Source organism: Bacillus sp. BACIII, assembly GCF_057836745.1.
Genome location: NZ_CM174437.1, coordinates 2606908 through 2620586, shown reverse-complemented (window position 1 = coordinate 2620586; position 13679 = coordinate 2606908). Strand labels below are relative to the sequence as shown.

General features: G+C 48.4%; 14 protein-coding genes and 1 pseudogene. 7 read left to right on the top strand and 8 right to left on the bottom strand.

The window, feature by feature from the left end; all coding sequences use genetic code 11:
* Positions 1–12 precede the first annotated feature (12 nt).
* Complete coding sequence (gene srfAD, locus ACXN9U_RS12785) at positions 13–744, top strand: surfactin biosynthesis thioesterase SrfAD (protein ID WP_016937291.1); 732 nt, start codon at positions 13–15, stop codon at positions 742–744.
* A 121-nt stretch (positions 745–865) separates the two neighbouring features.
* Positions 866–2176 (top strand): aminotransferase class I/II-fold pyridoxal phosphate-dependent enzyme, encoded by a 1311-nt coding sequence (locus ACXN9U_RS12780; protein ID WP_060963629.1) that lies wholly within the window; start codon positions 866–868, stop codon positions 2174–2176.
* Between the two features lie 34 nt (positions 2177–2210).
* On the opposite strand, the gene ACXN9U_RS12775 is transcribed toward ACXN9U_RS12780, so the two are convergent.
* The 6 genes from ACXN9U_RS12775 to bsdA all read right to left on the bottom strand — a co-directional run bounded on the left by ACXN9U_RS12775 (position 2211) and on the right by bsdA (position 6958).
* Entirely contained in the window at positions 2211–2885 is a 675-nt protein-coding gene (locus tag ACXN9U_RS12775) for a 4'-phosphopantetheinyl transferase family protein (RefSeq protein WP_060963628.1), read from the bottom strand.
* Positions 2886–2983: 98 nt separating this feature from the next.
* Positions 2984–3613 (bottom strand): YczE/YyaS/YitT family protein, encoded by a 630-nt coding sequence (locus ACXN9U_RS12770; RefSeq protein WP_016937287.1) that lies wholly within the window; start codon positions 3611–3613, stop codon positions 2984–2986.
* A 99-nt stretch (positions 3614–3712) separates the two neighbouring features.
* Positions 3713–4456 (bottom strand): amino acid ABC transporter ATP-binding protein, encoded by a 744-nt coding sequence (locus ACXN9U_RS12765; RefSeq protein WP_489201742.1) that lies wholly within the window; start codon positions 4454–4456, stop codon positions 3713–3715.
* Positions 4457–4468: 12 nt separating this feature from the next.
* Complete coding sequence (locus ACXN9U_RS12760; protein ID WP_016937285.1) at positions 4469–5173, bottom strand: amino acid ABC transporter permease; 705 nt, start codon at positions 5171–5173, stop codon at positions 4469–4471.
* Positions 5160–5957 (bottom strand): cystine ABC transporter substrate-binding lipoprotein TcyA, encoded by a 798-nt coding sequence (gene tcyA, locus ACXN9U_RS12755; RefSeq protein WP_060963626.1) that lies wholly within the window; start codon positions 5955–5957, stop codon positions 5160–5162. Before tcyA ends, ACXN9U_RS12760 begins: the two co-directional genes overlap by 14 nt.
* A 128-nt stretch (positions 5958–6085) precedes the next feature.
* The gene (bsdA, locus tag ACXN9U_RS12750; RefSeq protein WP_489201741.1) at positions 6086–6958 is read right to left on the bottom strand and encodes a transcriptional regulator BsdA; all 873 of its coding nucleotides are present in this window, start codon (positions 6956–6958) and stop codon (positions 6086–6088) included.
* A gap of 85 nt (positions 6959–7043) precedes the next feature.
* Here bsdA and ACXN9U_RS12745 point away from each other — a divergent pair.
* From ACXN9U_RS12745 to ACXN9U_RS12730, 4 genes and pseudogenes are all read left to right on the top strand, one after another.
* Positions 7044–7663, top strand: a pseudogene (locus ACXN9U_RS12745) (non-oxidative hydroxyarylic acid decarboxylases subunit B).
* 2 nt (positions 7664–7665) lie between these two features.
* Positions 7666–9087, top strand: coding sequence for a phenolic acid decarboxylase BsdC (bsdC, locus tag ACXN9U_RS12740; protein ID WP_016937282.1), 1422 nt, complete (start codon positions 7666–7668; stop codon positions 9085–9087).
* A 17-nt stretch (positions 9088–9104) separates the two neighbouring features.
* A complete protein-coding gene (locus tag ACXN9U_RS12735; RefSeq protein ID WP_060963624.1) occupies positions 9105–9332 on the top strand; it encodes a non-oxidative hydroxyarylic acid decarboxylases subunit D in 228 nt (75 codons plus the stop codon).
* Positions 9332–9793, top strand: a complete 462-nt coding sequence (locus ACXN9U_RS12730) for a pyridoxamine 5'-phosphate oxidase family protein (protein ID WP_489201740.1) — start codon at positions 9332–9334, stop codon at positions 9791–9793. The genes ACXN9U_RS12735 and ACXN9U_RS12730 overlap by 1 nt, the downstream gene beginning before the upstream one ends.
* Positions 9794–9835: 42 nt before the next feature.
* Here the strand turns inward: ACXN9U_RS12730 and ACXN9U_RS12725 are convergent, their stop codons facing one another.
* Positions 9836–11314 carry a peptide MFS transporter gene (locus ACXN9U_RS12725; RefSeq protein WP_489201739.1) on the bottom strand — a complete coding sequence of 493 codons (1479 nt, stop codon included), beginning with the start codon at positions 11312–11314 and terminating at the stop codon, positions 9836–9838.
* 277 nt (positions 11315–11591) lie between these two features.
* On the opposite strand from ACXN9U_RS12725, the gene ACXN9U_RS12720 reads away from it, so the two are divergent.
* Positions 11592–13337: a right-handed parallel beta-helix repeat-containing protein gene (locus ACXN9U_RS12720; RefSeq protein WP_489201738.1), complete on the top strand. Its 1746-nt coding sequence runs from the start codon at positions 11592–11594 to the stop codon at positions 13335–13337.
* An 89-nt stretch (positions 13338–13426) separates the two neighbouring features.
* Here the strand turns inward: ACXN9U_RS12720 and ACXN9U_RS12715 are convergent, their stop codons facing one another.
* Complete coding sequence (locus tag ACXN9U_RS12715) at positions 13427–13648, bottom strand: YczF family membrane protein (protein WP_060963620.1); 222 nt, start codon at positions 13646–13648, stop codon at positions 13427–13429.
* Positions 13649–13679 lie beyond the last annotated feature (31 nt).

The following is a 13679-nucleotide window of genomic DNA, read 5'->3' as shown; positions in this document are numbered from 1 at the left end:
AGGAAGCCGCCAATGGTCCAGCTCTTTAAATCGTTCGATACCACAGAAAAAACGCAGCTCATCTGTTTTCCGTTCGCAGGAGGCTATTCCGCATCATTCCGCCCGCTCCACACCTATCTCCAAGGTGAATGTGAGATGCTTGCCGCGGAACCGCCTGGACACGGGACAAATCAAATGTCCGCCGTTGAGGATTTTGAACAGCTCGTCAGCTTGTACAAGCAGGAGCTGAATCTCCGTCCTGACCGTCCGTTTGTGCTGTTCGGGCACAGTATGGGAGGCATGGTCGCTTTCAGGCTGGCGCAAAAGCTGGAGCGGGAAGGCATTTACCCTGAGGCCGTGATCATCTCAGCCATTCAGCCGCCGCATGCGGAAAGGAAAAAGGTTTCTCATCTTGATGATGAAAAATTTCTCGCCCATATTATCGAGCTTGGCGGAATGCCGCAGGAGTTAGTGGAAAATAAGGAGGTCATGTCATTTTTCCTGCCTTCTTTCAGATCCGACTACCGCGCGCTTGAAAGCTTCCGGCCGTCTGATCTTCACACCATTCAATCACCCGTCCATATTTTTAACGGGCGAAAAGATAAAAAATGTATCAAAGATGCGGACGGATGGAAAAAATGGGCCGCAAATCCCGTATTTCACGAGTTTTCCGACGGCCACATGTTCATATTAAGTGAAACTGCAAAAGTGGCGGAACGAATCTATGAGATTATTAACAGGAGCACTGCAGGCCAATTGTTATAGGTTATGACAGACAGCATTCGCTGTCTGTTTTTTGTAACAAAATCTGCCCGATCGTTTTCTCATTTATCAAAAATTTTATGTTATGATTTGATGGAATATAATTTTGAAGGGATTGTCGTACATGAATGATGCAGCAAAAGAGCTGAACAGAACATTATCTGAAGAAAACCCGCACGTGCTTCATATGCTTTCTGATTTGGGCAAAGATTTGTTTTATCCGAAAGGGGTGCTGACGCAATCTGCGGAAGCGAAAGCCAAGGCCGGAAAGTATAATGCCACGATCGGAATCGCCACCTCACAAGGGGAGTCCATGCACTTTTCCCATATTCAAGAGACATTGTCCGCCTATAACCCCGATGATATCTACGATTATGCTCCGCCGCAGGGAAAAGAGCCGCTCAGACAGGAATGGCTGAAAAAAATGCGTCTCGAAAATCCTTCATTAGCCGGCAAAGACATCAGCACGCCGATCGTGACAAACGCTTTGACACACGGGCTGAGTATTGCCGCCGACTTGTTCGTCAATGAAGGGGATACGCTCCTTCTCCCTGATAAATATTGGGGAAATTACAACTTCATTTTCGGTGTCCGGCGCAAGGCATCCATTGAGACGTACCCGCTTTTTCAGCAGGATGGGCGTTTTAATGCGGCGGGGCTGTCCGAGCTGCTGAAAAAGCAGGAAGAAAAGGCGATTGTCGTGCTGAATTTCCCGAATAATCCGACAGGCTATACGCCGGGGGAAGAGGAGGCGTCAGAAATCGTCAGCGTGATTCTGGAGGCGGCGGAGGCCGGCAAAGAGATTGTCGTGCTCGTAGATGATGCGTATTACAATCTGTTTTACGATGAAACGGCCATTCAGGAATCCATCTTCAGCAAACTCGCCCAAGTGCACGACCGGGTGCTTTGCGTGAAAATAGACGGCGCGACGAAGGAAAATTACGCATGGGGCTTCCGCGTCGGTTTTATTACGTACAGCACAAAAAGCGAAAAAGCGCTGCGCGTGCTCGAGGAAAAAACAAAAGGGATTATCAGGGGAACGATTTCAAGCGCCCCGCACCCGTCCCAAACATTCATGCTTCGGGCGATGCAGTCACCGGAATACGAGAAAGAAAAATCGCTGAAATATAACATCATGAAAAAACGGGCTGACAAAGTGAAAGCCGTTCTTGCAGAAAACAAGCATTATGAAGACGTATGGACGCCTTATCCGTTTAACTCGGGTTATTTCATGTGTGTCCGGCTGAAAGACATAAACGCCGGCGAATTGAGAGTGTCGTTGCTTGAAAAGAGAGGAATCGGAACGATATCCATTAATGAAACCGATTTGCGAATCGCATTTTCATGTGTTGAAGAAGAACACATCGCGGATCTGTTCGAAGAAATTTATCAAGAAGCAAAGCAGCTGCAGAAACAGGCGGAAATATCAGGCTGACAAAAAAGGAGGGGACACCCTCCTTTTTCTATGCTTACAGCAGCTCTTCATACGTTTTCATCTCAATCCCGTCACAAAAATCGGGATGCGCCGCACAAACGGCCAGCTTATACTCCTCGTCCGCCTCATATGTGCGGATGAAACAAGGTTCATGCCCGTCCGGGAGCTCAATGGACACATGGCCGTCGTCTTTAAGGCGGACGCTGAATGAATCAAGCGGCAGGGAAAGCCCTTTTCCAGCCTGCTTGATAAAGCTTTCTTTCATCGACCACAGGTGGTAAAAATAATCGGTCTGCTGATCGGGGTGTTTCGCTTGCAGATCACTGTATTCCGTCGGTGAAAAAAACCGTTTGGCGATATCAATCGTGCCGGGCTTCATTTTTTCAATATCAATGCCGATCGGTTTTGAATCAACGGCACACACGACCCAGCGCCCGGAGTGGGAAATGTTAAAGTGCATGTCCGGAAGCGCGGGGATATACGGTTTTCCGTATTCCTGGACGCTGAATGAAATCGCGGCCGGATCAAGTCCGTAAGCCTTCCCCGCGGCGGTGCGGATCAGCATATCGCCGATCAAGGTGCGGTGAGCATCCTCCTTATGGTAAAAGCGCCGGCATTTTTCCCGCTTATTGGCGGACACGGCCGCCATCATCCGATCTTCTTCTTCCGGAGAAAGCGGCCGGTCCATATATACTCCGTAAATCTTCATGTCCAGATCCTCCGTCTGCAAATATTGTCAAAACCATCCTATCATATCAGACGCAAGCTGTCCGAAAATAAAAAAACAAAACCATTTCGGCTTTGTTTTTAATGTACGGACGTTGCCCGCCCGGAGATCGCATATGTTAACAGTTTAGAGGACTGCGGCAAAGAAAAGCGCAGAATCAGCCCAGTTAAAACCGCCGTAATAATCGTTCCGGCTCCGATCGGTCCGCCCATCGTCCAGGCTGCGGCCAGAACCGTCAGCTCAATGCCGTTCCGCACCCATTGCACGTTCCAGCCCGTTTTTTCAGATATCAGCATCATCAGAGAGTCACGGGGGCCCGCACCGAGCCCGGCTGATACGTAAACCCCGACGCCGCAGCCGATCAGCAGCAATCCGAAAGAAAAAAACACGGCTGCTAAGGAAAAAGCGTGCGCCTCAGGAAGCAGAAACGAAAAGAAATCAATAAACATTCCCATCAGCACCATATTCAAGATGGCGCCGATTTTCGGGAGCGTCCTCGTGAACAGGCAGGTTAAAACGACGATCACCGCCCCGACCAAGATGGACCATTGGCCGACGGAAAGCCCGAAATGCTGAAAAAGCCCATAATGAAAGGCATCCCAAGGGCTGATGCCGAGAGCTTTTCCTTTAATGGTTAAAGATACCCCGAAAGACAAAATCAACAGACCGGCAAAATAAAACGTCCAGCGCATCACGAATTCCCGCTTCAAAGAGGTCCCTTCTTTCATAAAATTTCATTAATTGTCATTGTAGCATAAACGCCGAAAAAAAGAAGAAGCGAAATCAGTGTTTCGCTTCTTCTCCGGCTCCTACAAAGGATTCAGTATACGATTTAAGAACCGCTGCGTACGTTCTTCTTTCGGCGCGGAAAAAATTTGGGCCGGCGGTCCTTGTTCCACAATGACGCCGCCGTCAATGAAGATGACTTCATCGGCCACTTCCTGCGCGAATTTGATTTCGTGCGTGACGACAACCATCGTCCACCCTTCGTTCGCCAAATCCTTAATGACTTTAAGCACCTCGCCGACCAGCTCCGGATCAAGCGCTGACGTCGGTTCGTCAAACAGCATCAGCTCGGGCTGAATCGCAAGCGCGCGGGCGATGCCGACACGCTGCTGCTGACCGCCGGAAAGCTGGAACGGGTATAAGTTCATTTTGTCTTTCAGCCCGACTTTTTCAAGAAGCTCCATCGCTTCTTTTTTGACTTGCTCCTTGTCACGCTTTTGCACTTGAATGGGTCCTTCCATGACGTTTTCAAGCGCCGTGCGGTGAGGAAACAGATGATACGCCTGAAAGACCATGCCTGATTTGCGGCGGAGGCGGAGGATATCAGCCTGCTTCACTTTTTTAGAGAAATCTATAGAAAAATCGGAGAATGCCAGTTCGCCGCGGTTGGGGATCTCAAGCGCGTTCAGACAGCGCAGAAGCGTCGTTTTTCCTGAACCGGACGGTCCCAGAATGGCGATGACTTTCCCTTTTTCTATCTCCATATCTATCGTTTTTAAAATTTCATTCTGGCCGAATGATTTATTCAATCCTTTGACGGAAAGCATATCGAAACCTCCTTATTTGGCCACATAACGGTCGAGACGCCGTTCGATCACATGCTGTACGATTGACAGCAAGAAGCAGATGATCCAATAAATAAAGGCGGCTTCAATATAGATGACCAAGATTTGATCAAGGTTTTGCGCGCCGATCTCCTGCGCTTTTCTGAACAGCTCCGCGACGAGAATCTGTGACGCGAGAGATGTATCCTTAATCAGGCTGATAAATGTATTTGATAATGGCGGAATGGACACGCGAAACGCCTGCGGCAGGATCACGCGGAACAATGTCTTGCGATAGGTCATGCCGATCGTATAACCGGCTTCCCATTGCCCTTTCGGCACGGATGAAATAGATGCCCGGATGATTTCAGAAGCATAGGCGCCCACATTTAATGAAAACGCGATGACTGCGCTTGGAAAAGGGTCCAGCGTAATATTAAAGGTCGGGAACAGATAAAAAATGATGAACAATTGAACGAGAAGAGGAGTGCCGCGCACTGCTGATACGTATACGCTGAACACCCATCTCAATGGTTTCATATTTGACATTCTGGCGAGCGCCGTAATCAGCGCGATGATCATTCCGAAAATAAAGGAAAGAATAGTAAGGGGAATCGAGTAATAGATTCCCCCGGAAAGAATCGGCCAGAATGACTGCTGCACCAGGTCCCAAGGAATGGCTGCCGCAATCACCGGCTCGGGCATGTTACTTAGAAACATCTTCGCCGAACCATTTTTTAGCGATTTTAGAAAGAGTCCCGTCCTCTTTCATGTCTTTTAACGCTTTGTTGACGTGAGTCACAAGTTCGCCGCTTCCTTTACGGAATGCGAAATATGTCTGCTGCGGCTGGCCTGTTTCAAACGCGATTTTCACGTTTTTATTGCCGGACGTTTTTAAGTAGTTCAGTACGGCAAGCTTATCGTTGTAAGTCAGATCAGCGCGGCCCTGCTGAATGAGCTGAAGGGATTGCGCCATGCCTTCAACGCCTTCAACTTTCGCGCCGGCATCTTTCGCTAATTTATTGTAATTGCTTGTTAATGACTGAGCCGCTGTTTTTCCTTTGACATCAGCTTCTTTCGCAATTGTGCTGTCTTTTTTCGTCACGACGACGGCATTTGACGTTGTGTATTTATCAGAAAAATCATATTGGTTCTCACGGCCTGTTTTGCCGACTTGGTTAGCGACAACGTCAAACCGTTTCGAGTTTAAACCTGCAAACATGCTGTCCCATTGCGTTTCTTTGAAGTCAGCTTTCAGACCGAGACGTTTCGCGACTTCTTGAATCACTTCCACATCATATCCGGTCAGTTTATCAGTCTTTTTATCATGGAAGGTAAACGGTTCGTACGTTCCTTCTGTACCGACGGTCAGTACGCCTTTTTTCTTGACAGAAGCCCAAAGATCGCTGTCATTTGACTTAGATCCGCTGCCCTGTGAGTTTCCGCAGGCTGCAAGCACCGCGATGCTGACCATCATGAATAAAGCGAACAATGCTTTTTTCATCTTCTTTATCCCCACTTTTCTGAGTAGTTTTATTGAGAAAAAATAGCTCCCAATTGTAAAGGATAACTTTTTTTTAGTATGAGTCAAGTAATTGGTTTTCATGAGTGTGAAATCTCCGTGTTTCACGATCAATATAATTCCAAAAACTGTCTGACCGGCTTCGGGAGATAGCTGTCTTTTCTCCAGATGACGGCCGGCGTCATGACAAACGGGTTGTCCTCGATGATAACCGTTTTGACATGCGAACGCATATGGACGGGAATCATCGTCAAAGGCAGAATGGTGGCGCCGAATCCTGATGATACGAGGCTCAAGAGCGTCGCGGAATCATGGCATTCACAGACAACACGTAGGTCGAGATCGTACTGTTCACAAACATGGAGGACTTGATCATACACACCCTTTCCATTGACGGTGCGCAAAAGGATCAGAGGCAAAGAGGCGATATCATTCAGCTTAATCGTTTCACCGCACAGACGTTTCGTATGCTCGGACAGCACCAAGACGCACGGAATGTCTTCAAGTTCCTTCGATTCAATGCCGTCGTTTTTAATCAAAGTGGTGGTGACAGCAGCGTCAATCTGTCTGGATTCCAATAGCTCCAGCAGTGAGACGGGTTCATCTTCCCAAATGTTAAAGGTAAGATGCGGATACCGTTCTTTCATCTGTAACACTTTTTCAAGCATGAGCGCGGCGCAGTAAATGGTAGACCCTACGGCAAGCGTGCCGGCCACTTCCTCCTTCAGCTCTTGTACCTCGATAATGGCATCCTCAAACTTATGAAGAATCTCTTTCGCTCTTTTCAAAAAGACATTTCCTTCATATGTAAGGGTCATTTGTTTCTTTTTATTGCGGTCAAACAGGATGACGCCCAATTCATCTTCCAGCTGTTTCAGCTGTCTGCTTAACGGCGGCTGCGCCATATGAAGCTTTTTGGCGGCCGTTGTGATTTTCTGCTCTTGGGCGATGGTGACGAAATAACGCAATTGCCTGATATCCATGAGAACGCGCTCCCTTCTGTTATACCTTTAAGGTATGATACATAGATTTAACGAATATTTTTCATATGGATATATCAGGAGTATGATGGTTTTGACACCATATTTCAAGCGTAAAGGAGGGTCAATATGAAGCTCGTCATCGGAATGACCGGGGCTACGGGGGCCATATTCGGGATCAGGCTTTTAGAATATTTAAAAGCCGCGGAGATCGAAACCCATCTTGTCGTGTCACCTTGGGCAAATGTCACCATTACACATGAAACCGATTATACGTTAAAAGATGTCGAGAAACTGGCGTCCTATACGTATTCTCACAAAGACCAGGCGGCAGCGATTTCAAGCGGCTCGTTTGAAACGGACGGGATGATCATCGCTCCGTGCAGCATGAAATCACTTGCAAGCATCCGCACCGGAATGGCTGATAATCTGCTGACAAGAGCGGCAGACGTCATCCTGAAAGAGCGGAAAAAACTTGTGCTGCTGACAAGAGAAACGCCGCTCAGCCAAATTCATTTAGAAAATATGCTAACGCTTACAAAAATGGGTTCCGTCATTCTTCCGCCGATGCCGGCCTTTTACAACAAGCCGGCTGACATGGATGAATTGATCGACCACATCGTGTTCCGGACGCTCGACCAGTTCGGGATCCGTCTGCCGGAAGCGAAACGGTGGTACGGAATTGAAAAACAAAAAGGAGGAATCTGATAATGGCCTATCAGGATTTTAGGGAATTTCTCGCCGCTCTTGAAAAAGAAGGGCAGCTCTTAACAGTCAACGAAGAGGTAAAACCGGAGCCGGATCTGGGCGCCGCCGCGCGTGCAGCCAGCAACCTCGGGGATAAAACCCCCGCGCTTTTGTTTAACAATATTTACGGACATCACCATGCACAGGTCGCCCTGAATGTCATCGGATCTTGGCCGAATCACGCGATGATGCTGGGCATGCCGAAAGATACGCCTGTAAAAGAACAATTCTTTGAGTTCGCCAAACGGTACGATTCATTCCCGGTAGCGGTCAAACGTGAAGAAACCGCGCCGTTTCATGAAAATGAAATTACTGAGGACATCAACCTTTTTGACATCCTTCCGTTATTCAGAATCAACCAGGGGGACGGCGGCTATTACTTGGATAAAGCGTGCGTCATTTCCCGCGATCTTGAAGATCCGGACAATTTCGGCAAGCAGAATGTCGGCATTTACAGAATGCAGGTGAAGGGAAAAGACCGCCTCGGCATTCAGCCCGTGCCTCAGCATGATATTGCGATTCATCTTCGCCAGGCTGAAGAACGCGGCGTCAATCTTCCCGTTACGATTGCGCTCGGCTGTGAGCCGGTGATTACGACAGCTGCATCAACTCCGCTGCTATACGACCAATCCGAGTATGAAATGGCCGGCGCGATTCAAGGGGAGCCCTACAGAATCGTCAAATCTAAGCTGTCTGATTTAGACATCCCTTGGGGCGCTGAAGTCGTTCTGGAAGGTGAGATCCTCGCGGGAGAACGGGAATACGAAGGACCTTTCGGTGAGTTCACGGGTCATTATTCCGGCGGCCGCAGCATGCCGGTGATCAAAATCAAACGGGTATATCATAGAAACAATCCGATCTTTGAACATTTATACTTAGGAATGCCGTGGACGGAGTGCGATTATATGATCGGCATTAATACGTGCGTGCCGCTTTACCAGCAGCTGAAGGAAGCCTATCCGAACGAAATCGTCGCCGTCAACGCGATGTATACGCACGGCCTGATCGCCATCATTTCAACGAAAACGCGCTACGGCGGCTTTGCCAAGGCGGTCGGCATGCGCGCCCTGACGACGCCGCACGGACTCGGATACTGCAAAATGGTCATTGTCGTGGATGAGGATGTCGATCCGTTTAACCTCCCGCAAGTCATGTGGGCGCTCTCAACGAAAATGCATCCGAAACACGACGCAGTCATCATTCCTGACCTGTCCGTCCTTCCGCTTGACCCGGGATCTGATCCGGCTGGGATGACACACAAAATGATTCTTGACGCCACGACGCCTGTCGCGCCGGAAACAAGAGGCCATTATTCGCAGCCGCTTGATTCTCCGCTGACAACGAAAGAGTGGGAACAAAAACTGATGGACTTAATGAATCAATAAGAGAGGATGAGTTTGCTATGAAAACATGCCCGCGCTGTGAATCGAAAAAAGGAGAAACCGTCAGCCAATCGCCGGTCAAAGGCGCTTGGGAAATATACCAATGCCAAACTTGCTTTTTCACATGGAGATCCTGTGAACCGGAAAGCATCACGAATCCGGCGGCATTCAACCCGGCATTTAAAATTGATCCGAAAGAAACGGAGACGGCCATACATGTTCCCGCTGTCCCGGAAAGAAAAGCGTAATGCTGACGGAGCACTTGCCGGAGGCACTTTACACGCTTTTAGACGGAACCGAGCTTGAAAAAAAACAGCACGACGCATTTGTGCTGCAATCCGTGACAAAAGAAGGCCGTCCGCACGCGGCCATGATCAGCGCCGGTGAAATACTGGCTGTAAGCAGCACAAATCTCCGGCTCGCCTTATGGAAAAACACGACGACCGTAAACAGCCTGCTGCATTCGGGACAAGCTCTTTTCATCGCCTGGCACGGAGGAGCCGCATATTACGTGACATTGGAATGTGAGGCGCTTCCGCCGCTGAAAGAGGCGAGATACGAAAGGGAGCGGTTCAGCTGCCGCGTGATCACCGTCAAGGAAGATCGGGCGAAATACGCGGATCTGACATCCGGACCGGTCATCCGGCTTCACGAGCCGGATGGTGTCCTGAAGAGGTGGAGCGAAACGCTTGAGGAATTAAAACGATAGACGCACAAAAAAAGCCTGCGGACGGTTCCGCAGGCTTTTCTCTTATTGTACGCCTTTCATCGCCCGTTTAATAACAGGAGAAAGAAGTACTAAAATAATACCGAGAATGATCGAAATAAGACCGATTGAGCCGAAGTAGGCCGCTTCAGAAACCTTATCAAACAAACCGACTACTTTTGCGTTCAAGGCTTGACCGCAGGCGTTTGTTAAGAACCACATGCTCATGGTCTGCGCTGAGAAGGCGGCAGGCGCGAGCTTCGTTGTGACGGATAAACCGACCGGTGAAAGGCAAAGCTCACCAAGCACAACCAAAAGGAAGCTGAGCACAAGCCAAAGCGGGCTCACAAGCTCGCCGCTTCCGCCCATAACCGGAAGCACCATGACTAAAAATGACAATCCGGCAAGAATAATGCCGATCGCGAATTTAATCGGTGTTGAAGGCTGGCGTTTGCCGAGCTTCAGCCAGATCCAAGCGAACACCGGTGCGAAAATGACGATGAATAATGGGTTCAGAGACTGGAACCATGATGACTCAAGATGTATGCCCGCAAAAGAAAGTCTCGTGCGCTGATCGGCATATAAAGCAAGAATCGTTGCGCCCTGTTCCTGAATCGCCCAGAACATAACCGCCGCAATAAACAGCGGAATATAAGCCGCAAGCCGTGATTTTTCCGTTTTTGTCGCTTTTTTGCTCATGAACATCACAATAAAGTAAATAATCGGAATGGCAATGCCGAGGATACTGACGATGTCAATCACACGCTGGATCGTCAGCCAGCCGGTTTGAACCAGAACAATGATAACGGCTGCTGCGATGATTATTCCGATTCCCGTTCCGATCACTGATGATTTAGAAATCGGATTCGGTACATTGGAGCCTGCTTTGCCGAGGTATTTCTTTCTCGTAAGAGCGAAAACAATCAGTCCGAGGAACATACCGGCCGCGGCGCATCCGAAGCCTAAGTGGTAGTTGTACTTCTGTCCGAGTGTTCCGACAATTAGCGGCGCAAGCAATCCGCCGAGGTTGATCCCCATGTAAAAGATACTGAAACCTGAGTCGCGGCGCTCGTCTTCCTTCGTATATAAAGCTCCGACAACGCTGGATACGTTTGGTTTAAGCAGGCCGGTTCCGATAATGATCAGAGTCATGCTGGTAAAAAACGCCGCCGTGCTGCCAGGGAAGGCAAGAGCGATATGCCCGAACATAATTAAAATTCCGCCGTAAAAAACGGTGTTTGCCGTGCCGAATACCCGGTCGGCCAGCCACCCGCCGATGACGCTCGACATGTATACGAGAGACCCGTATATGGACATGATGGCAACTGCGGTGGTTTTATCAAATCCGAGACCGCCATGAGCGACTTCCGTGTATAAATAGTAAAGCAGTATAGCTCTCATACCATAGTAGGAGAAACGCTCCCAAAATTCAGTAAAAAACAGTGTGAACAGGCCGCGGGGATGACCGAAAAAGCCTCGTTGCGGCACAGTTTCTGTTATAGATTCCTTTTCAATAGATGCCACCTGAGCCAACCCTTTCTTAAAAAAGTGTATTACAAAAATCATATTCTTATATAATACTTGTGTCAATATAATTTATACTGAATTCAAAAAATTCCAGAATGAAAAGATATTAAAACGTTGAATATAGATGGATTTTCCTAATTCCAATGGCTTATTTTGTCATATAATCTGACTAAACTATCTACATAAACTTTTTTAATAAAATTTAAAGTATGTACAGGCGGAGCGGATTATGACGGAATAAGATGAAATAAGAGAGGAAGGAGGAGATTATGACTTGCCGAATCGTATTTTAGATATAACGGATTGCGGTGTGGCAGCAGACGGGACTGCCGATGTGACGGCCGCCATCAATCAATGCTTGGCCAAGGCTGTCAGCGAGGGCAGTCATACGGTGTTTTTTCCGCCCGGAACATATAAAATCAACGGCACGCTCGGCGGTGACAAAAGCCAGCCGTTTAGGAACGCGGGAATTAATGTGCCGAGCCATCTCTCCATCATCATGGATCCGGAATGCACGATTAAAGTGGCGCCGAACAGCTCCTGGGGTTATTCGGCTTTCTATATAGGCAGGCGGGAAAATGTCACCATCACCGGCGGCCGCATCATCGGGGAACGGGATGAACACACGTATACCAATGTTCCTTTGCGGTCGACTCATGAATGGGGGTTTGGCATCTGTATTGAAGGCAGCAGCAATGTGCTGATCGAAAATGTGAAAATATCGGATTTTACGGGAGACGGCATTATTGTCAGCCCGCTCGGTTTAAAAACAAACAGTGATTACGAAACATCAGAACATGTGACCATCCGCCGCTGTGAGATCAGGGAGTCAAGACGGAACAACATTTCAATCACCGGCTGCAATACCATTACGGTGGAGGAATGCGTGATCGAAGACGCCGGGCAAGGGAACGGAACAGCTCCGAAATTCGGAATCGACATTGAATCGTACGGAGAAGGCGATGTTGATTATGAAGAGGCTCTTCATATTACGATCCGCAACAACTTCTTTTCCGGTAATGCCGCAAGCTCAGTCACCAACTTTAACGGATATCATGTGTTAATTGAAGGAAATCATTCCGACAACACAATCAGCTACGGATACGGCGCACATACCGTCATTTCCGGGAATGTTCTCTTTTGGTCAAACGGCGGCTCAAGGACCGGAATCACCGGACAAGGTGTATCCCAAGGGCAGGACATCAGCAATGCCGTCATTTCCAACAATCTGATTACCGGTTTTTCCACGGGAATAGATGTAAGAGGAAAAAGCGTCCTCGTCACTCACAACAAAATCAATCAGTTTGAAAATGCGGGTATTTCCGTCTATCAGGCGGAAGATGTGACCGTTGACGGCAATGTCATTGAAAACGGACGTTCCGAAACGAGACGAAGCACGGGGATGCGGGCGACGCTCTCGGACAACGCCGTCTTTATGAATAACACTCTGAATCAGGTAACAGACGGAATCAGCATGTCAGCCGGCAATATCACTATAAAACAGAATGTGCTGACATCATTCAGCCGGGGCATATGGGTCACAGGCGGAAATGCCGTCATTGAAGGAAATACGCTCATCCCGAATGCGTTTCAGGGCGCCGCGGAGTCCTATGCCGTATCTGTTACAAATGACGCCAGGGCTGTCATTAAGGGAAATCTCTTCAAAAGCTACAAAAACTACCCCATTTTCAGTTCAACATCCTCAGGGACCTCTGTCATCGGCAACCGCTTTGAATCATCACCGCTTATCGTTACCGTGTATCTGAACTCAGGCACGCATGAAGTCATAGACAATACGATCACGATCAACCGAACGGCGGGCAGCCCGATCGGCATCTATTTGAACGGTGCCTCCAATTCCCTCATTTCGGGCAATACCATCAACAACCTTTCCGCCGCTTCTGCATCCGCCATCCAAACCAGTTCCTCGGCAAGCACCAAAATCATCGGCAATCGCATTATCAAGGGCGTCATTGTGAAACACACGACAGATACGGAAATCGGAAATATCGTCATCTGAAAACAATCCCCGCCGGAAAAATAAAAAAGAACACATGAACTCCGACAAAGGGAGGGATGTGTTCTTTTTTGATACCATACAGCCGTCTGTCAGGCATCTTTTTTACCTGATTTATATAAAGCCAGCATTTCTTTCATTAAAAAGAGGGCGAAGAAAAACAGCATCAGCCATTCCGAGAAGGTCATCAATTTAAAAGCGGACAGGTTGTTTCGAACCGCTCCATACAGACTGAAACCTTGCAGCATATCCGTTCCTATCGAAATCATCAGACAGGCAGCCAGCAAAAAAATTGAAACCCCCAATATTTTCATGCGCATCACTCTCCCTTTTTATCCTTTTCGA

What these genes read in the sequence shown, in the direction of transcription:
- ACXN9U_RS12775 (WP_060963628.1), bottom strand. Translation starts at nt 2,885, where the DNA reads ATGAAGATTTACGGAGTATATATGGACCGGCCGCTTTCTCCGGAAGAA.
- ACXN9U_RS12735 (WP_060963624.1), top strand. Translation starts at nt 9,105, where the DNA reads ATGAAAACATGCCCGCGCTGTGAATCGAAAAAAGGAGAAACCGTCAGC.
- bsdC (WP_016937282.1), top strand. Translation starts at nt 7,666, where the DNA reads ATGGCCTATCAGGATTTTAGGGAATTTCTCGCCGCTCTTGAAAAAGAA.
- bsdA (WP_489201741.1), bottom strand. Translation starts at nt 6,958, where the DNA reads ATGGATATCAGGCAATTGCGTTATTTCGTCACCATCGCCCAAGAGCAG.
- tcyA (WP_060963626.1), bottom strand. Translation starts at nt 5,957, where the DNA reads ATGAAAAAAGCATTGTTCGCTTTATTCATGATGGTCAGCATCGCGGTG.
- ACXN9U_RS12715 (WP_060963620.1), bottom strand. Translation starts at nt 13,648, where the DNA reads ATGAAAATATTGGGGGTTTCAATTTTTTTGCTGGCTGCCTGTCTGATG.
- ACXN9U_RS12760 (WP_016937285.1), bottom strand. Translation starts at nt 5,173, where the DNA reads ATGTTTCTAAGTAACATGCCCGAGCCGGTGATTGCGGCAGCCATTCCT.
- ACXN9U_RS12780 (WP_060963629.1), top strand. Translation starts at nt 866, where the DNA reads ATGAATGATGCAGCAAAAGAGCTGAACAGAACATTATCTGAAGAAAAC.
- ACXN9U_RS12765 (WP_489201742.1), bottom strand. Translation starts at nt 4,456, where the DNA reads ATGCTTTCCGTCAAAGGATTGAATAAATCATTCGGCCAGAATGAAATT.
- srfAD (WP_016937291.1), top strand. Translation starts at nt 13, where the DNA reads ATGGTCCAGCTCTTTAAATCGTTCGATACCACAGAAAAAACGCAGCTC.
- ACXN9U_RS12730 (WP_489201740.1), top strand. Translation starts at nt 9,332, where the DNA reads ATGCTGACGGAGCACTTGCCGGAGGCACTTTACACGCTTTTAGACGGA.